The following is a 21,289-nucleotide window of genomic DNA, read 5'->3' as shown; positions in this document are numbered from 1 at the left end:
GAATGTTGATTTCTGACTTTTGTCAGATCGTTCTTTAAAAATTCGGATATGTGATAGAAATAGACTGATGGCCAGTTTCACTGCTGGTTAATCAGGCTAAGGTAAAATTTGTGAGTTCTGCTCGAAAGAGCGACGTGCGAATTTTCGGCGAATGTCGTCTTCACAGTATAACCAGATTGCTTGGGGTTATATGGTCAAGTGAAGAAGCGCATACGGTGGATGCCTTGGCAGTCAGAGGCGATGAAAGACGTGGTAGCCTGCGATAAGCTTTGGGGAGTCGGCAAACAGACTGTGATCCAGAGATCTCTGAATGGGGGAACCCAGCCAGCATAAGCTGGTTATCTTGTACTGAATACATAGGTGCAAGAGGCGAACCAGGGGAACTGAAACATCTAAGTACCCTGAGGAAAAGAAATCAACCGAGATTCCCTTAGTAGTGGCGAGCGAACGGGGACCAGCCCTTAAGTTGGTTTGAGATTAGTGGAACGCTCTGGAAAGTGCGGCCATAGTGGGTGATAGCCCCGTACACGAAAATCTCTTATCAATGAAATCGAGTAGGACGGAGCACGAGAAACTTTGTCTGAATATGGGGGGACCATCCTCCAAGGCTAAATACTACTGACTGACCGATAGTGAACCAGTACCGTGAGGGAAAGGCGAAAAGAACCCCGGAGAGGGGAGTGAAATAGAACCTGAAACCGTATGCGTACAAGCAGTGGGAGCCTACTTTGTTAGGTGACTGCGTACCTTTTGTATAATGGGTCAGCGACTTATATTCAGTGGCGAGCTTAACCGAATAGGGGAGGCGTAGCGAAAGCGAGTCTTAATAGGGCGTTTAGTCGCTGGGTATAGACCCGAAACCGGGCGATCTATCCATGGGCAGGTTGAAGGTTAGGTAACACTGACTGGAGGACCGAACCGACTACCGTTGAAAAGTTAGCGGATGACCTGTGGATCGGAGTGAAAGGCTAATCAAGCTCGGAGATAGCTGGTTCTCCTCGAAAGCTATTTAGGTAGCGCCTCATGTATCACTGTAGGGGGTAGAGCACTGTTTCGGCTAGGGGGTCATCCCGACTTACCAAACCGATGCAAACTCCGAATACCTACAAGTGCCGAGCATGGGAGACACACGGCGGGTGCTAACGTCCGTCGTGAAAAGGGAAACAACCCAGACCGTCAGCTAAGGTCCCAAAGTCATGGTTAAGTGGGAAACGATGTGGGAAGGCTTAGACAGCTAGGAGGTTGGCTTAGAAGCAGCCACCCTTTAAAGAAAGCGTAATAGCTCACTAGTCGAGTCGGCCTGCGCGGAAGATGTAACGGGGCTCAAACCATGCACCGAAGCTACGGGTATCACCTTTTGGTGATGCGGTAGAGGAGCGTTCTGTAAGCCTGTGAAGGTGAGTTGAGAAGCTTGCTGGAGGTATCAGAAGTGCGAATGCTGACATGAGTAACGACAATGCGAGTGAAAAACTCGCACGCCGAAAGACCAAGGTTTCCTGCGCAACGTTAATCGACGCAGGGTTAGTCGGTCCCTAAGGCGAGGCTGAAAAGCGTAGTCGATGGAAAACAGGTTAATATTCCTGTACTTCCAGTTATTGCGATGGAGGGACGGAGAAGGTTAGGCCAGCCTGGCGTTGGTTGTCCAGGTTTAAGGTGGTAGGCTGGAATCTTAGGCAAATCCGGGATTTCAAGGCCGAGAGCTGATGACGAGTTGCCTTTAGGCGACGAAGTGGTTGATACCATGCTTCCAAGAAAAGCTCCTAAGCTTCAGATAACTGGGAACCGTACCCCAAACCGACACAGGTGGTTAGGTAGAGAATACCAAGGCGCTTGAGAGAACTCGGGTGAAGGAACTAGGCAAAATGGCACCGTAACTTCGGGAGAAGGTGCGCCGGCGAGGGTTAAGGACTTGCTCCGTAAGCCCATGCCGGTCGAAGATACCAGGCCGCTGCGACTGTTTATTAAAAACACAGCACTCTGCAAACACGAAAGTGGACGTATAGGGTGTGACGCCTGCCCGGTGCCGGAAGGTTAATTGATGGGGTTAGCGCAAGCGAAGCTCTTGATCGAAGCCCCGGTAAACGGCGGCCGTAACTATAACGGTCCTAAGGTAGCGAAATTCCTTGTCGGGTAAGTTCCGACCTGCACGAATGGCGTAACGATGGCGGCGCTGTCTCCACCCGAGACTCAGTGAAATTGAAATCGCTGTGAAGATGCAGTGTATCCGCGGCTAGACGGAAAGACCCCGTGAACCTTTACTATAGCTTTGCACTGGACTTTGAATTTGCTTGTGTAGGATAGGTGGGAGGCTTTGAAGTGGGGACGCCAGTTCTCATGGAGCCATCCTTGAAATACCACCCTGGCAACTTTGAGGTTCTAACTCAGGTCCGTTATCCGGATCGAGGACAGTGTATGGTGGGTAGTTTGACTGGGGCGGTCTCCTCCCAAAGAGTAACGGAGGAGTACGAAGGTGCGCTCAGACCGGTCGGAAATCGGTCGTAGAGTATAAAGGCAAAAGCGCGCTTGACTGCGAGACACACACGTCGAGCAGGTACGAAAGTAGGTCTTAGTGATCCGGTGGTTCTGTATGGAAGGGCCATCGCTCAACGGATAAAAGGTACTCCGGGGATAACAGGCTGATACCGCCCAAGAGTTCATATCGACGGCGGTGTTTGGCACCTCGATGTCGGCTCATCACATCCTGGGGCTGAAGCCGGTCCCAAGGGTATGGCTGTTCGCCATTTAAAGTGGTACGCGAGCTGGGTTTAGAACGTCGTGAGACAGTTCGGTCCCTATCTGCCGTGGACGTTTGAGATTTGAGAGGGGCTGCTCCTAGTACGAGAGGACCGGAGTGGACGAACCTCTGGTGTTCCGGTTGTCACGCCAGTGGCATTGCCGGGTAGCTATGTTCGGAAGAGATAACCGCTGAAAGCATCTAAGCGGGAAACTTGCCTCAAGATGAGATCTCACTGGGATCTTGAATCCCCTAAAGGGCCGTCGAAGACTACGACGTTGATAGGTTGGGTGTGTAAGCGCTGTGAGGCGTTGAGCTAACCAATACTAATTGCCCGTGAGGCTTGACCATATAACACCCAAGCAATTTGCGCGTCAGCCAAATTGCGGTGGTGAAGATGATACGAACCGAAAGTTCGCAACGAACCACACAATCACATATCCGAATTCGCTGGGCTGTCCATCTGGACATTCTGGCTACAGAATTTCTTGACGACCATAGAGCATTGGAACCACCTGATCCCATCCCGAACTCAGCAGTGAAACGATGCATCGCCGATGGTAGTGTGGGGTTTCCCCATGTGAGAGTAGGTCATCGTCAAGATTTATTTCGCAAAACCCCTATCTGCGCATGCAGGTAGGGGTTTTGTCTTTGGGGCCAGAAAAAGATTTGTCTCCACGCATGCCATGGTCCAAGGCATGCCTCGTGATATGGTTTTGCACCGGAATCAACCGCTCCCAGGGAATGCACTATGGCTACTACCACTCTCCACCCCGGCTTCATGATCGTCCACGGCAACCGCCTCGACGACCTGCGCAGCCTGGTAGTGAGCTGGATGCGTCGCTATCCCCTGGCGCCGCTGGAAAACGAAATAGCCTTGGTGCAAAGCAATGGCATCGCCCAATGGCTCAAGTTGGCCCTGGCCGAAGACCCGCTGGAAGATGACCTGGGCGGCTGTGGCATCGCCGCCGCAATCGATGTGCAACTACCCGGTAGCTTCATGTGGCAGCTATACCGCAGCGTGCTGGGCCGTGACGAAATTCCGGAAGTTTCCCTGCTCGACAAGGCCCCACTCACTTGGCGCCTGATGCGCCTGTTACCCGCCCTGATCGAACGCCCCCATTTCGAGCCGCTGCGGCGCTTCCTTACCGACGACAGCGACCTGCGCAAGCGCTACCAGCTAGCCGAACGGCTAGCGGACCTATTCGACCAGTACCAGGTCTACCGCGCCGACTGGCTCAAGGACTGGGCCGCAGGCGAGCATGTCCTCAACACCGCCCGTGGCGAGCGCAAAGCGCTGCCGCCGGGCAACCGTTGGCAAGCCGAGTTGTGGCGAGCATTACTGGAAGATGTTGGCGAGCAGGGTATGGCGCAGAGCCGTGCCGGGGTTCACCAACGCTTCATCGAGCGGATCAACAGCCTGGAGCAGGCACCTGCAGGGCTGCCACCGCGGGTGATCGTGTTTGGCATCTCCTCACTACCCGCCCAGGCCCTGGAAGCACTGGCCGGTCTGGCGCGTTTCAGCCAGGTGCTGTTGTGCGTTCATAACCCATGCCGCCACCACTGGGCCGACATCGTTGCCGACAAGGACCTGTTACGCCACCAGTACAAACGCCAGCAACGCAAGCAGGGCATGCCCCTGCAACTGGATGACCAGTCGTTGCACCAGCATGCCCATCCGTTGCTGGCCGCCTGGGGCAAACAAGGCCGCGACTACATCAACCTGCTCGACAGCTACGACGACCCGGGCAGCTACCAGGGCGTGTTCAGCGATGGCCGCATCGACCTGTTCAGCGACGGTTCGCCCACCACGCTGCTCAATCAACTGCAGGACGACATCCTGGAGTTGCGCCCGCTCACCGAAACCCGTGAGCTGTGGCCGCCCGTGGACACTGCAAAGGATCGCTCGATCCGCTTCCACATCGCCCATAGCCCGCAACGTGAAGTGGAAATCCTCCACGACCAACTGTTGGCCCGCTTCAGCGCCGACGCAACTTTGCGCCCGCGTGACGTGATCGTCATGCTACCGGCCATCGACACTTACGCGCCGCACATCCGCGCTGTCTTTGGCCAGTTGCAGCGCAACGACCCGCGCTACATTCCGTTCACCCTGACCGACCAGGGCCAGCGCGGCCGCGAACCTTTGCTGATCGCTCTTGAGCACTTGCTCAAACTGCCAGACAGCCGTTTCGCGGTCAGCGAAGTGCTCGACCTGCTGGACGTGCCGGCAGTGCGCGCTCGCTTTGGCATTCGCGAAAACGACCTGCCCACGCTACACCGCTGGATCGAGGGGGCCGGCATCCGCTGGGGCCTCAACGCCGAGCAGCGGGCCAGTCTTGGTTTGCCCGCCGGGCTCGAACAGAACAGTTGGCGCTTCGGCCTGCGGCGTATGCTGCTGGGCTATGCAGTGGGTGTGGGCGTGGCCTGTGACGGCATTGAACCCTACGATGAAATCGGTGGCCTGGACGCTGCATTGATCGGCCCACTGGTCGCGCTGCTCGATGCGCTCGAAGTCGCCTGTCAGGCCTTGTCCGAGCCCGCCACCGTCACGCAGTGGGGCGAGCGCCTGCATGCTTTGCTACAGGTGTTTTTCCTGGCCGAGGGCGAGCGTGACGAGTACCTGCTGATGCAACTGCAAGATCTGCGCGATAGCTGGCTTGAAGTGTGCGAGACCGTTGGCCTGCAAGACCCGTTGCCGCTGACCGTGGTGCGTGAAGCCTGGCTGTCGGGCCTCGATCAGGGCAAGCTGTCACAGCGCTTCTTAGCCGGCTCGGTGAACTTCTGCACCCTGATGCCCATGCGCGCCATCCCGTTCCGGGTGGTTTGCCTGCTGGGCATGAACGATGGCGACTACCCGCGCGCCCAGCAACCGCTGGACTTCGACTTGATGGCCAGCGACTACCGCCCCGGTGACCGCTCTCGCCGCGAAGACGACCGTTACCTGCTGCTGGAGGCGCTGTTGTCGGCACGCGACCAGCTGTATGTCAGTTGGGTCGGGCGCAGTATCCGTGACAATAGCGAACGCCCGGCCTCGGTACTGATCGGCCAGTTGCGCGATCACATCGCCACGGGATGGCATCTGGCCGGCATGCAGCAGGGGCAGCCAGCCGAACCGGGCGAGCAACTGCTGCACGCTCTGACTCAGGAGCATCCCTTGCAGCCGTTCAGCGCACGCTACTTCCAGAAAGGCAGCCCGTTGTTCAGCTTTGCCCATGAATGGCAACTGCTGCACCAGCATGGCGAGACAGATGAACAGGGCGAGCCCGGCCTGCCGCCATACCTAGGTGATGAAGCCCTGAGCCTGACCCAACTGAATGACTTTCTGCGCCATCCGGTACGGCACTTTTTCAGCCAGCGCTTGAAGGTGTACTTTGAAGCGCTGGAAGCACCAACCCCGGACGAAGAACCCTTCGTCCTCGATACGCTGCAACGCTATGGCGCCAGTGAAAGCCTGCTTGGCGCAGCCTTGGCCGAGCCGGACAATGCCGAACAGGCCTTGCGTGCCCAGGCCCGGCGCCTACAGGCCTGCGGTTTGCTGCCGCTGGCCGGTTTCGGAGAATCGCTGCAAAGCGAGTTGATCGAACCGCTACCCGATTTGTTGCAACGTCACCAACAGCTGCTGCAACGCTGGCCTCAGCTGGTCGAGGGCGCTTTGCCGGTGCATTTCGAGCACGCTCAGCACCGTCTCGAAGGCTGGTTGGGCCGGGTGTTCCAGGCTCAGGACCAGAGCCTGCTCAGCATCACCACGGTACCCAACACAATCAGCGCCGGGCGCAACAACCTCAAGTGGCATCGTCTGATCGCACCTTGGGTTACGCACCTGGCCGCCTGTGCGGCCGGCTATCCCTACAACAGTGCACTGGTAGCCAGCGACCTGACCCTGTTACTTGCACCGCTACCGCAAGCACAGGCTGCTCAGCTGTTGGGCGACCTGCTGGTGGCCCGTCAGGCGGCGATGAATGCGCCGCTGCCCGTCGCGGCCAAGACCGCGTTCGCCTGGCTGGCCCAGGACGACGCCGACAAGGCTTTGGCCGCCGCAGCCCGTGCCTATGAAGGCGACGAGCGCACCAGCTTTGGCGAGCGAAGTGAGAGCATCGCTCTGGCCCGCCAGTTCCGCGACTTTGCTGCACTGACGGCTGACGAAACCTTTGAAGGCTGGTGCGAAACCTTGTACCGCCCGTTGTTCACCGCCCCTTGGCAGACCCTGGGCAACCCGGAGAAAGGCGCATGACCCAGGACCGTCCCCTGGCACTGAGTTTCCCCCTGCACGGCAGCCAGCTGATCGAGGCCAGCGCCGGCACGGGCAAGACCTTCACCATTTCGGCGCTGTACCTGCGCCTGATCCTTGGCCACGGTGGAGAACAAGGCTTCGACCGCGAGTTGCTGCCACCGCAGATACTCGTGGTGACCTTCACCGACGCTGCCACCAAAGAGCTGCGCGAACGTATCCGCGCCCGCCTGGCTGAGGCTGCACGGTTCTTCCGTGGCGAACTGGTAGGCGCCGACCCGCTGTTGCACCAATTGCGTGACGATTACCCGCAAGAAGCCTGGCCGCGTTGTGCCGGCCGCTTGGAAATCGCCGTGCAGTGGATGGACGAAGCTGCGGTATCGACCATCCATGGCTGGTGTCAGCGCATGCTGCGCGAGCATGCCTTCGACAGCGGCAGCCTGTTCACCCAGACCCTGGAAACCGACCACAGCGAGTTGCTGGGCCAGGTCATGCGCGATTACTGGCGGCGTTTTTGCTACGGCATGCAAGGCGATGCACTGGCCTGGGTACGCGGCAACTGGGGCAGCCCCGACGCTTTGCTGCCGCGCATTCGCCCACTGTTTGGCCGCGTGCGTGCTCAGCAGGATGGGCCAGAGCCGGCAGCATTGATCCAGGCATCGCTGCAGCAACGTGGCGAGCAGCTGGCCCGGCTCAAGGCGCCATGGGCGCAGTGGGCCGAGCAACTGCGGCAAATCTGCCGCGATGCGCTGGCCGCCAAGCAGGTCGACGGCCGCAAGATGCAGGCCCGTTACTTCGAGCCCTGGTTCGACAAGCTCTGTGCCTGGGCGGGTGATGAACAGCTGGTTGACCTCGACTTGGGCACGGGTTTTACCCGCCTGACCCCGGCGGGCATGGCCGAGGCCTGGAAGGGTGAACCGCCTGAGCACCCCGGCCTCAACGCCATGCAGAGCTTGCAGCAACAATTGCAGGCCTTGGACAGCCCGGATGCGCCCTTGCTTGAGCATGCTGCCAGCTGGGTATCGGCACGTTTCGAAGTAGAGAAGCGCCGGCGCGCGGAAATGGGCTTCGACGACATGCTCGTGCGCCTGCAGCACGCCTTGGCCAGCGAGGCCGGCGAGCGCTTGGCCGGTTTGATCCGCGAGCAGTTCCCGGTAGCGCTGATCGACGAATTCCAGGATACCGACCCGGTTCAGTACGGCATTTTCGAGCGCATCTATCAGATCAGCGAAAACCGCGCAGACACTGGCCTGTTCATGATCGGAGACCCCAAGCAGGCGATCTACGCCTTCCGTGGTGCCGACATCTACACCTACCTCGCTGCACGGCGCGCCACCCGCGACCGCCTGCACAGCCTGGACACCAACTACCGGTCCAGCAAGGCCATGGTCGCGGCGGTCAACCAGGTGTTCCTGCAGGCCGAAGTGCGTGAAACGGGGCGGGGAGCATTCCTGTTCCGCGCGGCGGATGACAACCCGCTGCCGTTCATCGAGGTGCGCGCGAAGGGCCGTGGCGAACAGTTGCTGATTGACGGCGAAACCAGTGCAGCCCTGCAGTGCTGGCAACTGGAAAGCGAAGAGCCGGTTTCCAGCAGTGTCTACCGCCAGCAGCTGGCAGCCAGCTGCGCCAGCCATATCGTCGCGCTGCTCAATGGTGGCCAGCAAGGCACGGCAGGCTTCCAGAATGCCGAAGGCGAGTTGCGTCCCTGCCTGCCCTCGGACATCGCCATCCTGGTGCGTGATGGCCACGAAGCGCAGGTGGTCCGCGCCGAGCTGGCCGCGCGCGATGTACGCAGTGTGTACCTGTCCGACAAGGACTCGGTGTTCGCCGCCCAGGAAGCCCACGACCTGCTGGCCTGGCTCAAGGCCTGCGCCGAGCCCGACTCCGAGCGCCTGCTCAAGGCCGCACTGGCCAGCCTTACACTGGGCCTGTCATTGGCCGCGCTGGACCAGCTGAACCAGGACGAGCGGGTCTGGGAAGGCTGGGTCATGCGTTTTCGCCATTATCGCGATACCTGGCAACGCCAGGGCGTGTTGCCCATGCTGCGGCACCTGCTGCATGACTTCCAGCTGCCGCGCACGCTGATCCGCCGCAGCGATGGCGAGCGGGTACTGACCAACCTGCTGCACCTGGCCGAATTGCTGCAGCAGGCTGCTGGTGAGCTGGACGGCGAACAGGCATTGATCCGCCACCTGGCCGAGCACCTCGCCAATTCCGGGCAGGCCGGTGAAGAGCAGATCCTGCGCCTGGAAAGCGACGAACAGTTGGTCAAAGTCGTGACCATCCACAAGTCCAAGGGCCTGGAGTATCCCTTGGTTTACCTGCCGTTCATCTGCACCAGCAAGCCGGTGGACGGCAGCCGCCTGCCGCTGGCCTGGCATGACAGCGAAGGTAACGCCCACCTCACCCTCACCCCGGATCAGGAACAGATCGAGCGCGCTGACGACGAGCGCCTGGCCGAAGACCTGCGCCTGCTCTATGTGGCCCTGACCCGCGCCCAGCATGCGTGCTGGTTGGGGGTCGCCGACCTCAAGCGTGGCAACCAGAAGAGTTCGCAGCTGCACCGATCGGCATTGGGTTACCTGCTGGGTGGCGGCCTTGCCCTGACAGGCTCGCAGCAGCTGACGGACTGGTTGCAGGCGTTGGCGTCTACATGCCCGCACATTACCTGCCCGGGCCTGCCGCAGGCCAATGAGCAGGCGTATCGCGTGCCGCACGCCGAGCGTGAGCTGCTGCCCGCACGCAAGCCCCGCCGCGCGGCCGCCGAGCACTGGTGGATCGCTTCTTACAGCGCCCTGCGCGTAGGCGACCAGACCCTCGGTGCCGACAGCTCACAGGCCCAGCAACTGCTGGATGACGAGGCGGTCGATGCCCAGGTGTTGCGCGAGGTCCCGGCCGACAGCGGCGATATCCACTGTTTCCCGCGGGGGCCAAACCCTGGCACCTTCTTGCATGGCTTGCTGGAATGGGCGGGTCGTGAAGGCTTTAGCCAGGTCAGCGGCAACCCACAGCTGATTGAGCGCACCGTTGGCCAGCGCTGCAACCGTCGCGACTGGACCGGCTGGATCCCCACCCTGAGCCAGTGGATGCAACGCTTGCTGGGCGAGGCGTTACCGCTGCCAGGCAGCGACCAAAGCGTAATGCTGGGCCAGTTGCATCATTACCAGATCGAAATGGAGTTCTGGTTCGCCAGCCACCAGGTCGATGCTGAACAACTCGACCGCCTTGTCGCACGCCACACCCACCCCGGCCTGGCGCGCCCGGCGGCGCAGCCGACCGTGCTCAACGGCATGTTCAAAGGGTTCATCGACCTGGCCTTCGAGCTGGACGGGCGTTACTACGTCACCGACTACAAGTCCAACTGGCTGGGCCCGGACATCCAGGCCTACGACACCCAAACCATGGAAAAGGCCATTATCGAGCACCGCTACGACCTGCAGTACGTGCTGTACCTGCTGGCCCTGCACCGGCAGTTGCGTGCCCGCCTGCCGGACTACGATTACGACCGCCATGTTGGCGGTGCCCTGTTCATCTTCCTGCGTGGTGCCAGCAGCAGCGGCCATGGCGTGTATCACGCCAAGCCACCGCGTGAGCTGATCGAAAGCCTCGATGCGCTGTTCCGTGGCGAGCACCCACCCGTACAGCAGGACCTGTTTGCCGGAGCCGTGAAATGAGCCGAAGCCTTGTCGACCTGTTGCCCACGCCGTTGCACGCTGAGCACCTGCTGGCGCTGGCACCACAGCATGACAGCGGTGACCTGCTGCAACTGCTCGACCGCTGGGTAGAACGGGGCTGGCTGCGCGCGCTGGACCGCGCATTCGTGTCGTTCCTGGAAGAGCGCGCTCCCGGCAGTGATCCCTTGTTATTGCTGGCGGCGGCGCTGGCCAGTCATCAACTGGGGCACGGGCATGTCTGCCTCGACCTGCAACAGACCTTGGCCGAGCCTGATTTCGCCCTGTCGTTGCCGCCGGAAGGCGATGCGCTGACAGGCCCCTTGCTGCTTCCCTCGCAACTGCTGGCTAACCTCGATTTGAATGCCTGGCGCCAGCGCATCGCTGCCAGCGCGCTGGTGGCCGAGGGCGATAGCCCAGGCCAGCAAGCGCGGCCACTGGTGCTCAGCGGCCAGCGTCTGTACCTGCGTCGCTACTGGAGCTATGAACGGCGTATCGACCATACCCTGCGCCAGCGCCTGACCCAGGCCGAAGCGCCGCTGACCGACCTGACCGGTCGCCTGGCTCAGCTGTTCGACGGTGGTGCGCCAGCTGGCCAGGTAGACTGGCAGAAGCTCGCTTGCGCGCTGGCCACCCGTGCCGGTTTCAGCATCATCACGGGTGGCCCCGGCACGGGCAAGACCACCACTGTGGTGCGCCTGCTGGCCTTGCTGCAAGGGCCGGCAGTGGAGCAGGGCAGGCCGCTGCGCATCCGCTTGGCCGCGCCGACCGGCAAGGCCGCTGCGCGCCTCACCGAATCCATTGGCCAGCAGGTCGAGCGCCTGCAGGTCCGCGCCGAAGTGCGTGGGCACATTCCCACAGAAGTCAGCACCGTGCATCGTCTGCTCGGTAGCCGCCCGGGCTCCCGGCACTTCCGCCACCATGCTGGCAACCCGTTACCATTGGATGTGCTGGTGGTCGACGAAGCATCGATGATCGACCTGGAAATGATGGCCAACCTGCTCGATGCCTTGCCGCCTCGGGCACGCCTGGTGCTACTGGGCGACAAGGACCAGTTGGCGTCGGTGGAAGCCGGCGCGGTGCTGGGCGACTTGTGCCGGGATGCCGAAGAGGGCTATTACTCGCCGGCGACCGCAGCATGGCTGGAACAGATCAGTGGCGAGTCACTGGCCGGCAGTGGCCTCAAGGCTGGCGACGAACAGCGCAATCCACTGGCCCAGCAAGTGGTGATGCTGCGTTTTTCGCGACGCTTCGGTGAGGGCAGCGGCATTGGCCAACTGGCCCGGCTGGTCAACCGGCAGGACTCCCATGCGGCGCGCAACTTGCTGGCCACGCCACCCGCCGACGTGCACAGCCTGGCACTCAAGCACGAGCAGGACCGTGCTTTCGACCGCCTGTTGCTCGATGGCCTCAACCGCGGCAGCGACGGCCCGCAAGGCTACCGCAGCTACCTGCGTACCCTTGGCCGCTATCGGCCAGCACTCGAAACCGCTGCTGACGACCCCGCGTGGGAGCAATGGGCCGGCAAGGTGCTGCACAGCTTCGAGGACTTCCAGTTGCTGTGCGCAGTGCGTCGTGGCGCCTGGGGCGTCGAAGGCCTGAACGAGCGGGTGGCGCGGGTGCTGCACAATGCTGGCTTGATCGACAGCCAGCAGCACTGGTACGAAGGGCGCCCGGTACTGGTGACCCGCAACGATTACGGCCTGGGCCTGATGAACGGTGACATCGGCATCGCCCTGCACTTGCCGGATGAGCGCGGTGAGCCGCTGCTGCGCGTGGCCTTCCCGCGTAACGATGGCAGTGGCGGCGTGCGTTTCGTCCTGCCCAGCCGGCTCAACGAAGTGGAAACGGTGTTCGCCATGACCGTGCACAAGTCCCAGGGCTCGGAGTTCAGCCACACGGCGCTGGTGCTACCGGATGCGCTCAACCCGGTGCTGACCAAGGAACTGGTGTACACCGGCATCACCCGCGCCAAGCACTGCTTCAGCCTGGTCGAGCCTCGGCAGGGCATTTTTGAAGAAGCGGTGGCGCGCAAGGTGCGGCGTATTTCAGGGTTGATGCTGGAACAAGTCTGATACCGAACGCGGTCCCTTGTAGGAGCGGCCTTGTGCTATCGTTGCGCCAATTCGAGAAAGGATTTTAAGAGACTCCCCACATGCACGTGGCCGCAAGGCGAGTGACAAGCTGTGCGCTTTCGCTATTGCTGGCCGCCCTGTTCCTTTACACAGGCCCTGCCCAGGCAGACTCCGCCACAACCGCCGCTCGGGCTCAACAACGCGCCCAGGCAGTCACCCAGGTCGTATTGGGTATCTTCAGCTACGCCCGCTGGCCTATAGAACCCTCACCCTTGCGCTTGTGCCTGGTCGGTCCGACCGAATACGCCGATGACCTGATCAAAGGCCATGTCCAGGAATCCGGTCGCCCCCTGCAGGTGCGGCGCCTGTTGGCAGAAGATACCCAGGTCGCCCAGGCCTGCGATGCCATCTATATCGGCAAGCTCGACCAGGGCCAGCGCGACCAGCTGTTCCAGCGTGTCAGCGGCCATCCGGTGTTGAGCATCAGCGAGGCGGATGACCCCTGCACGGTCGGCAGCCTGTTCTGCCTGCGGGTCAGCGACCAGCAGGTGGCCTTTGATGTCAACCTCGACTCAGTGGCGCGCTCTGGCGTGCGTATTCATCCCAGTGTGTTGCAATTGTCGCGGCGCCGGGCGGTGCAGCCATGAAACCGACCCGCAAGCGTAGCGTGCGCCCCACCCTGCGCTCGGTGCTGGGCCGTGGCCACCTCAGCGTCGCCTTGCTTGCCGTGGGCCTGGCGGGTATTTCCTTGACCCTGCTGGGCGTGCTCGCCCTGCGTGTCTACGCCAACCAAAACCTGCAGCTGATTGCCCGCTCGATCAATTACACCGTAGAGGCAGCGGTGGTGTTCGATGACAGCGCCGCCGCCAATGAATCGCTGGCGCTGATCGCCAGTACCGAGGAAGTGGCCGAGGCCAAGGTCTTCAACGACGAAGGCGAGCTGTTGGCGCACTGGCAACGCGGCGACACCGACATGCTCGCGCAACTGGAAGTGCAGGTTGCCACCGCGTTGCTGGATGAGCCGGTCAACCTGCCGATCCTGCACCAGCAACAACAGGTCGGGCATATCGAACTGGTCGGCCAGGGCCGTAGCCTGTTGCTGTTCCTGCTCAGCGGTCTGGCCGGCATCCTGTTCTGCACCATCCTCAGCGCCTTGGCTGCCCAGTACCTGTCGCGGCGCCTGCTCAGCGATATCACCCGCCCGCTGCGTGGCCTGGCCAGTGTCGCCCACGCCGCCCGCCGCGAGCGCAGCTTCGACCGGCGTGTGCCGGAAGCGCCGATTGCCGAGCTCAACGAGCTGGGTAACGACTTCAATGCCCTGCTGGACGAACTGGAGGTGTGGCACAGCCACCTGCAGAGTGAAAACCAGAGCCTGGCCCACCAGGCCAGCCACGATAGCCTGACTGGCCTGCCCAACCGGGCCTTCTTCGAGGGGCGCCTGAGCCGCAGCGTGCGCAATGCTGCACGGCAGCAGGACCACTTGGCCTTGCTGTTCCTCGACAGCGATCACTTCAAGCAAATCAACGACACCCTCGGCCATGCCGTAGGCGACGAGGTTCTGATCAGCGTGGCCGACCGCGTACGCGCCCAGTTGCGCGAACACGACCTGGTGGCGCGCCTGGGCGGTGATGAGTTCGCCGTGCTGCTGACACCTTTGCAGTCGCGCAAGGACGCCGAACACATCGCCGAGAAGATCGTTGCCAGCATGAAGCTGCCGGTGCAGCTGGACAGTGGCCGCAGTATCGCCACCTCACTGAGTGTCGGTATTGCCTATTACCCGGATGACGGCGCTGACCCCGCCAGTCTTCTCAATGCCGCCGATGCGGCGATGTACCAGGCCAAGCGTAAACGCCGTGGCCATTGGCAAGTGGCGCAGACGGAACGGTCCGCCAACGAAATCAAGAACAGGAGCTGAACCCGTGATACAGGCTTTACGTTTCCCGCTGTGGGCCTTGTTGCTCGCCGTGCTGGCACTGACTGGCTGCCAGACCGCCCCTCCCAAGGGCCTTACCCCCGAACAGATTGCCGTGCTCAAGCGCGAGGGCTTTACCCCGACCGACGAAGGCTGGGCGTACGACTTGTCTGGCAAGGTGCTGTTCGGCAGTGACCTGGACAGCCTCAACGGCCAGAGCCAGGCGATTGTCGAGCGCATTGGCAAGGCACTGCTCAGCGTTGGCATCCAGGGCGTGCGGGTGGACGGGCACGCCGACGCCTCGGGCAAGGCGGCGTATAACCAGCAATTGTCCGAACGCCGCGCCCAGAGCGTGACCAAGGCGCTGGTCGGGGTCGGCATGCAGCCGCAGAACATCCAGAGCCGTGGCCTGGGCAGTACCCAGCCGGTGGCGGACAACCGCACCAGTGCCGGGCGCACCGAGAACCGGCGCGTGTCTATCGTGGTGGCGTCTTACTGACGGGAGGGTTTGGGGTTGCACAGCAACCCCATCATTCCTGAGCAAAGCGCATCTGGCGTGTGTCACCCATCAGCAACGGCGCATTCGTCTCCGTCACACCTCGGATGTAATCCCACAACAGGGTAATCCGCTTCAACTTTCTCAAGTCCTCCCGGCAGTACATCCAGAACTGGCGCGTCACCTCGATCTCCTCCGGTAACACCGTCACCAGCCGAGGGTCCTGCGCGGCGAGGAAGCACGGCAAGATCGCCAACCCTCGCCCCTGCAACGCTGCGGTGTACTGCGCGATCACGCTGGTGCTGCGCAAATGCGCGCTGGCGCTGGGGATGAGGTTGGCCAGGTACAGCAGCTCGGAGCTGAACGCCAGGTCATCCACGTAACTGATGAACGGATGTTTGGCCAAGTCCGCCACCTGGCGGATCGGCGCGTGGTTGTCCAGGTAGTCTTGGGTCGCATACAGCCGCAAGCGGTAGTCGCACAGTTTGCAGCACACATAAGGCCCATGCTCCGGCCGCTCCAGCGCGATGACGATGTCCGCCTCGCGTTTGGACAGGCTGATGAAGTGCGGCAGCGGCAGGATGTCCACCGAAATCGCCGGGTAGGCATCGACGAAATGGCTGAGCTGCGGGGTGATGAAGAAGCTGCCAAAGCCCTCGGTGCAGCCCATGCGCACATGCCCCGACAACGCCACACCCGACCCGGACACCTGCTCGCAGGCCATGTGCAGCGTGCTCTCGATCGATTCGGCATAACCCAGCAAGCGCTGGCCCTCGGCGGTCAACACAAAGCCGTTGGTCCGCGACTTTTCGAACAGCAAGGTACCCAGCGCGCCCTCCAGCGAGCTGATGCGCCGCGACACGGTGGTGTAATCCACACTCAGCCGTTTGGCGGCACTGCTGGCCTTGCGGGTGCGGGCCACTTCAAGGAAGAACTTCAAATCGTCCCAGTTGAGCGCGCTCAGGGATGTGAGGTCTTTTTGCATGATGATCCGGTTTTTTTGTGCGTTCTTGTTGGATGTTTGCACATCTATACTCGAAACAAGCCTCAGGACGCCACCTCGCGTTTGCCCGGCGCTGGCGATCTCGTCCCGACAATAATTCCAAGGAGAACGCAGATGAACGCACCGCAATCCCCTAACAGCACCAAGGTCGAGCAGGTGAAGCTGCTGATTGACGGCCAGTGGGTCGAGTCCAAAACCACCGAATGGCGCGACATCGTCAACCCGGCCAGCCAGGAAGTGCTGGCGCGCGTACCGTTCGCCACCGTCGAGGAAGTCGACGCTGCCGTGGCCGCGGCCCACCGAGCCTTCCAGACCTGGCGCGACACCCCGATCGGCGCGCGCATGCGCATCATGCTCAAGCTGCAGGCGCTGATCCGCGAACACACCAAACGCATTGCCCAGGTGCTCAGTGCCGAACAAGGCAAAACCCTGGCCGATGCTGAAGGCGATATTTTCCGCGGCCTGGAAGTGGTCGAGCACGCCGCCTCCATCGGCACCCTGCAGATGGGCGAATTTGCCGAAAACGTCGCAAGCGGTGTCGACACCTACACCCTGCGCCAGCCGATCGGTGTGTGCGCCGGCATCACCCCGTTCAACTTCCCGGCGATGATCCCGCTGTGGATGTTCCCCATGGCCATCGTCTGCGGCAACACCTTCGTGCTCAAACCTTCCGAACAAGACCCGCTGTCGACCATGCTGCTGGTGGAGCTGGCGCTGGAAGCCGGTGTGCCGGCCGGTGTGCTGAACGTGGTGCACGGCGGCAAGCAGGTGGTGGATGCCATTTGCACCCATCAGGACATCAAGGCGATTTCCTTCGTCGGCTCAACCGAAGTCGGCACCCACGTTTACAACCTCGGTAGCCAACACGGCAAGCGCGTGCAGTCGATGATGGGCGCCAAGAACCATGCGGTGGTGCTGCCCGATGCCAACCGCACGCAAACCATCAATGCTTTGGTAGGTGCTGCCTTTGGTGCGGCGGGCCAACGCTGCATGGCCACCTCGGTGGCGGTGCTGGTGGGCAAGGCCCGCGAATGGCTGCCAGATATCAAGGCAGCCGCCAGCAAGCTCAAGGTCAATGCCGGCTGTGAGCCAGGCACCGACGTTGGCCCGGTGGTTTCCAAGCGCGCCAAGGAGCGCGTCCTGGGCCTGATCGAAAGCGGTATCAAGGAAGGCGCCAAACTTGAGCTGGACGGCCGCGACGTCAAGGTGCCGGGTTACGAGCAAGGTAACTTCGTTGGCCCGACCCTGTTCTCGGGCGTGAAGACCGATATGCAGGTGTATACCCAGGAAATCTTCGGCCCGGTGCTGGTGACCCTGGAAGTCGATACCCTCGACGAGGCCATCGCCCTGGTCAACGCCAACCCGTTCGGCAACGGCACCGGCCTGTTTACTCAAAGCGGCGCGGCAGCACGCAAGTTCCAGAGCGAAATCGATATCGGCCAGGTCGGCATCAACATCCCGATTCCGGTACCGGTACCGTTCTTCAGCTTTACCGGCTCACGTGGCTCCAAGCTCGGCGACCTCGGCCCGTACGGCAAGCAAGTGGTGCAGTTCTACACTCAGACCAAGACCGTCACTGCCCGCTGGTTCGATGACGACAGCGTCAACGACGGTGTGAACACCACCATCAGCCTGCGCTAAGGAGAAGTCATGCGTATCGCATTCATCGGCCTGGGCAACATGGGCGCGCCCATGGCCCGCAACCTGATCAAAGCCGGGCACCAGCTGAACCTGTTCGACCTGAACAAGGCCGTGCTGGCCGAGTTGGCAGAACTGGGCGGGCAGATCAGCCCGTCGCCCAAGGACGCGGCAGCCAACAGCGAACTGGTGATCACCATGCTGCCGGCCGCAGCCCACGTGCGCAGCGTGTACTTGAACGAGGACGGCGTGTTGGCCGGTATTCGTCCCGGCACGCCGACCGTTGACTGCAGCACCATCGACCCGCAGACCGCCCGTGATGTGTCCAAGGCCGCAGCGGGCAAAGGTGTGGACATGGGTGACGCGCCGGTGTCCGGTGGTACTGGCGGCGCGGCGGCTGGCACCCTGACCTTCATGGTCGGCGCCAGTGCCGAGCTGTTCGCCAGCCTCAAGCCGGTACTCGAGCAGATGGGCCGCAACATCGTGCACTGCGGGGAAGTCGGCACCGGGCAGATTGCCAAGATCTGCAACAACCTGCTGCTGGGTATTTCGATGATCGGCGTGTCCGAGGCCATGGCCCTGGGCAACGCGTTGGGTATCGACACCAAGGTGCTGGCCGGCATCATCAACAGCTCGACCGGGCGTTGCTGGAGCTCGGACACCTACAACCCGTGGCCGGGTATCATTGAAACCGCGCCGGCATCGCGTGGCTACACCGGTGGCTTTGGCGCCGAACTGATGCTCAAGGACCTGGGGCTGGCTACCGAAGCGGCACGCCAGGCTCACCAGCCGGTGATCCTCGGGGCTGTGGCCCAGCAGCTGTATCAGGCCATGAGCCTGCGCGGCGAAGGGGGCAAGGATTTCTCGGCCATCGTCGAGGGGTATCGCAAGAAGGATTGACAAGCGAGGACTTCATCGCGGGCCGGGCGGCCTTTCCTCTGTAACTGCGCACCAGAGGGAAGGGACCCGGTACTGCGATGTTTTTTGAGCATTATTTGGACAAGGGGGGTAAGTAATGTGTGAGAATGCATAATCCAAAAAATGCAATGGTTAATATTAATTGCACAGCGCCGATGATGATGAGGGGGGTCTTGATTTCCGAAGGTAGATTGTTTATTTCCTTTATGTCTATTAGGTTTTTGCGCGCGAAAATTTTTGGAGTGAGCAGCATGAATGAAATGTTGGAAAGGCGAAGCACCTTTCCAAGTAGTCCGGCATGTAGCCATAGTTTTTTTTCGCCGCTTATTGAAGCGCAGTTTAACAAAAGGCTTTCGATGTAATCGATTTTGCGATGGGCGACATATACCATTATTGCAAAGTTCAAAAATATTAAGATTGTTACAGTCAAGATGCATGCTAAAAAAATAAAGTGCACAATTGTCATTTTGTTACTGTTTCATATAGAATTTCCCCAACTTTTGCTCCTGTCTCACTCCCCAGTTTTCCGCCTGCGATTCCTCCTATGGTACCGCCAAATATCGCGCAAGCGAGTGCTCCAGTTCCCCCTGAGGCTACGCCAAACACCACGCTGCAAACAGCACCAAGAAGATATTTGCCACTGGCGGCCCCAGCAGCCGTACCTACTAACCCCAAGGTTAATGAGCTTGCCTCGACATAATGCGCCTTTCTGCATTCTTCCTCGCGCCCGAGTACGCAGGCTTTATGTATCTCCAGCCCCGTAGCAGCAACGTCTAACGCAATCCCTACATACGTTCCATTCTTGATCAAATTAGCAGTCGTTGCTACGCCTGAGACTTTGTTGGCATATCCAGCAATCTCGCCTGTGTGCAAATAACTCTTTGTGGATATCCCCAGCCTCCTCTTGATCGAACCATTGTTCCTTAGCCCGGAACCGTAAGCAGCCAGCTTGTTCAACTGCTCATCCAGCCTCATGAACAAGGCGGCACGCTTTGCAAAGAACTGATCGCGAGCCGCCATGACCCCTGACCCGAGGTGCTGTTGGTGTAGCTTCTCGATATCCATCAAGGTGACCTCGATAGCCTTCAGGTGCCTGCTCCATCCGTCACTGACCATTCCAGCGCCCATGGACGCATGCGCGATCAGGCTTTTCAAAGTCTCGAAATTATCCAGAAAGAAGTTATCCACACCTTGGCCGTTGCGCATCAGCCCCATGTGCACAATGGCAGCCTGCCTCATCATCCAGGCTTCCTGGCTGGTGCAGGAAGCCGTGGTGGGGTCGCCAATGATGATAAGCTCACCGCTACGCACCACCGTATTGGCAATGTGCGAATTTAGAACATCAAATTTTTCCAGCGCATGGCCGCTCAGTGCGAGGTCGGATTTTAGCCGATGATAGTTTTGCAGCTTGAGGTTGAGAAACGCGCGGGCTTCGGACATGACTTGAGCCTCACGCGTATTTTTTATTGCCGATACGGTCCCAGCCGCCGGCGATGTTGCCGCCACCGCCGCCATCGATGCGCCGTTGCTGGGTGTAGGTGGTATTGATTCGACCGTAGTTGAGCTGTACTACTTCAAGCGGTACACCGGTGTCGACGCTCTGCGAGTACTCGGCAATGATGACTTCTTCCAGAATGATTTCGTAATACTTGAGCTTGTCACCGCCGGCGCGACAGAGTGCCAGCTTCACCGCTTTGAGATGCTGCCCTGTACAACTGGCCTCCATCAGCTTGCAGCTGGCACTGTCGAGGTATTTGGTGAATGTGAAGTTGGTGACGGAGGTTCGGCCGGATGTGGCACCACCAGCCGAGCTTGCAGTGGCGGATGTACTTTGACTGACCCCAAAGTCATAGCTAAGTACTTCAATCCATTGACTGTATTTTTCGTCCAGTGCTTCGCCTGGAATGCGGTCAATCTGAATATATGCATCGAAAGCCATGTCTACCTCTCCCTGGCAACTTTTGATTGGACAATGCTACCCACAAATCGGGGCGGTCAGTGCAGACTAGGACTGAGTGAGTGCGAGGGCAATACGCATTGAGAGGTAGGGATTAGATTCAGAAAAGGACTACAGAAATGGGCGGGGATGTGTAAGGCCATGTAACTGTGGTTCAATGCTTTGATTAATTCACGCTCTTTTGTTGCCTTGTTCAAACAAATTGTTCAAGAGTGTTTCTGGCCCTGTGGGAAATTTAGCGTTTTCCACAGGGCCTATATCGGGTGGAAATTTCTGATCAGGCAAAGACGAAATACTTGCGCACGGTCTCGACCACTTCCCAGGTACCTTTCATCCCAGGTTCGATCACGAACACATCACCCGCTTTCAGGTGTTTCGGCTCTTCGCCTTCCGGGGTGATGATGCAGTAGCCATCGAGGAAGTGGCAGAACTCCCACTTCTCGTAGTTGACCTCGAACTTGCCTGGGGTGCAGATCCAGGTACCCATGATCTTGCTGCCGTCGGCAGACAGGTAGGCATTGAGGTTGACGGTGTGCGGATCGCCGCCGATGCGCTTCCACTTGGTGGCGTCCACGACCGGCGTCGGGCAGGTTTCGCGCAGGACGGTGATGAAATCGGACATGGCACAACTCCTGGTGACTGGCTGAATGACGGGTC

12 protein-coding genes and 2 rRNA genes are annotated in these 21,289 nt (G+C 60.4%); 10 read left to right on the top strand and 4 right to left on the bottom strand.

The window, feature by feature from the left end; translation table 11 throughout:
• Positions 1–192: 192 nt before the first annotated feature.
• The 8 genes from DM807_RS21720 (at position 193) to yfiB (ending at position 15,119) form a co-directional block, all read left to right on the top strand.
• Positions 193–3,085 (top strand): 23S ribosomal RNA (locus DM807_RS21720).
• Between the two features lie 136 nt (positions 3,086–3,221).
• A 5S ribosomal RNA gene (gene rrf / locus DM807_RS21715) occupies positions 3,222–3,337 on the top strand.
• 148 nt (positions 3,338–3,485) lie between these two features.
• Positions 3,486–6,965, top strand: coding sequence for an exodeoxyribonuclease V subunit gamma (gene recC / locus DM807_RS21710; RefSeq protein WP_071984687.1), 3,480 nt, complete (start codon positions 3,486–3,488; stop codon positions 6,963–6,965).
• A complete protein-coding gene (gene recB / locus DM807_RS21705; RefSeq protein WP_179027903.1) occupies positions 6,962–10,636 on the top strand; it encodes an exodeoxyribonuclease V subunit beta in 3,675 nt (1,224 codons plus the stop codon). The genes recC and recB overlap by 4 nt, the downstream gene beginning before the upstream one ends.
• Positions 10,633–12,708, top strand: coding sequence for an exodeoxyribonuclease V subunit alpha (gene recD / locus DM807_RS21700; protein WP_179027902.1), 2,076 nt, complete (start codon positions 10,633–10,635; stop codon positions 12,706–12,708). The genes recB and recD overlap by 4 nt, the downstream gene beginning before the upstream one ends.
• Positions 12,709–12,788: 80 nt before the next feature.
• Entirely contained in the window at positions 12,789–13,355 is a 567-nt protein-coding gene (yfiR, locus tag DM807_RS21695) for a regulatory sequestration protein YfiR (RefSeq protein WP_060515374.1), read from the top strand.
• Positions 13,352–14,623: a diguanylate cyclase DgcN/YfiN gene (gene dgcN / locus DM807_RS21690; RefSeq protein ID WP_012274204.1), complete on the top strand. Its 1,272-nt coding sequence runs from the start codon at positions 13,352–13,354 to the stop codon at positions 14,621–14,623. The genes yfiR and dgcN overlap by 4 nt, the downstream gene beginning before the upstream one ends.
• Positions 14,624–14,627: 4 nt before the next feature.
• Positions 14,628–15,119 carry an outer membrane lipoprotein YfiB gene (yfiB, locus tag DM807_RS21685; protein WP_060494114.1) on the top strand — a complete coding sequence of 164 codons (492 nt, stop codon included), beginning with the start codon at positions 14,628–14,630 and terminating at the stop codon, positions 15,117–15,119.
• 31 nt (positions 15,120–15,150) lie between these two features.
• Here the strand turns inward: yfiB and DM807_RS21680 are convergent, their stop codons facing one another.
• Complete coding sequence (locus DM807_RS21680) at positions 15,151–16,101, bottom strand: LysR family transcriptional regulator (protein ID WP_012274202.1); 951 nt, start codon at positions 16,099–16,101, stop codon at positions 15,151–15,153.
• A 132-nt stretch (positions 16,102–16,233) separates the two neighbouring features.
• On the opposite strand from DM807_RS21680, the gene DM807_RS21675 reads away from it, so the two are divergent.
• Together DM807_RS21675 and mmsB are read left to right on the top strand one after the other, a co-directional pair.
• A complete protein-coding gene (locus tag DM807_RS21675; RefSeq protein ID WP_012274201.1) occupies positions 16,234–17,760 on the top strand; it encodes a CoA-acylating methylmalonate-semialdehyde dehydrogenase in 1,527 nt (508 codons plus the stop codon).
• A gap of 9 nt (positions 17,761–17,769) precedes the next feature.
• Positions 17,770–18,657, top strand: coding sequence for a 3-hydroxyisobutyrate dehydrogenase (gene mmsB, locus DM807_RS21670; RefSeq protein WP_012274200.1), 888 nt, complete (start codon positions 17,770–17,772; stop codon positions 18,655–18,657).
• 480 nt (positions 18,658–19,137) lie between these two features.
• Here mmsB and DM807_RS21665 read toward each other — a convergent pair whose 3' ends face one another.
• The 3 genes from DM807_RS21665 to DM807_RS21655 form a co-directional block, all read right to left on the bottom strand.
• A complete protein-coding gene (locus DM807_RS21665; protein ID WP_069942675.1) occupies positions 19,138–20,115 on the bottom strand; it encodes a hypothetical protein in 978 nt (325 codons plus the stop codon).
• A gap of 10 nt (positions 20,116–20,125) precedes the next feature.
• Positions 20,126–20,614 carry an Hcp family type VI secretion system effector gene (locus DM807_RS21660; protein ID WP_179027901.1) on the bottom strand — a complete coding sequence of 163 codons (489 nt, stop codon included), beginning with the start codon at positions 20,612–20,614 and terminating at the stop codon, positions 20,126–20,128.
• Positions 20,615–20,909: 295 nt separating this feature from the next.
• Complete coding sequence (locus DM807_RS21655) at positions 20,910–21,254, bottom strand: cupin domain-containing protein (RefSeq protein WP_003258412.1); 345 nt, start codon at positions 21,252–21,254, stop codon at positions 20,910–20,912.
• Between the last annotated feature and the right edge of the window lie 35 nt (positions 21,255–21,289).

It is taken from the genome of Pseudomonas hunanensis (assembly GCF_013393325.1).
Taxonomy (GTDB): domain Bacteria; phylum Pseudomonadota; class Gammaproteobacteria; order Pseudomonadales; family Pseudomonadaceae; genus Aquipseudomonas; species Aquipseudomonas putida_P.
Note: the sequence above shows the minus strand (reverse complement) of the source record. Positions and strands in the feature narration are given on the sequence as shown.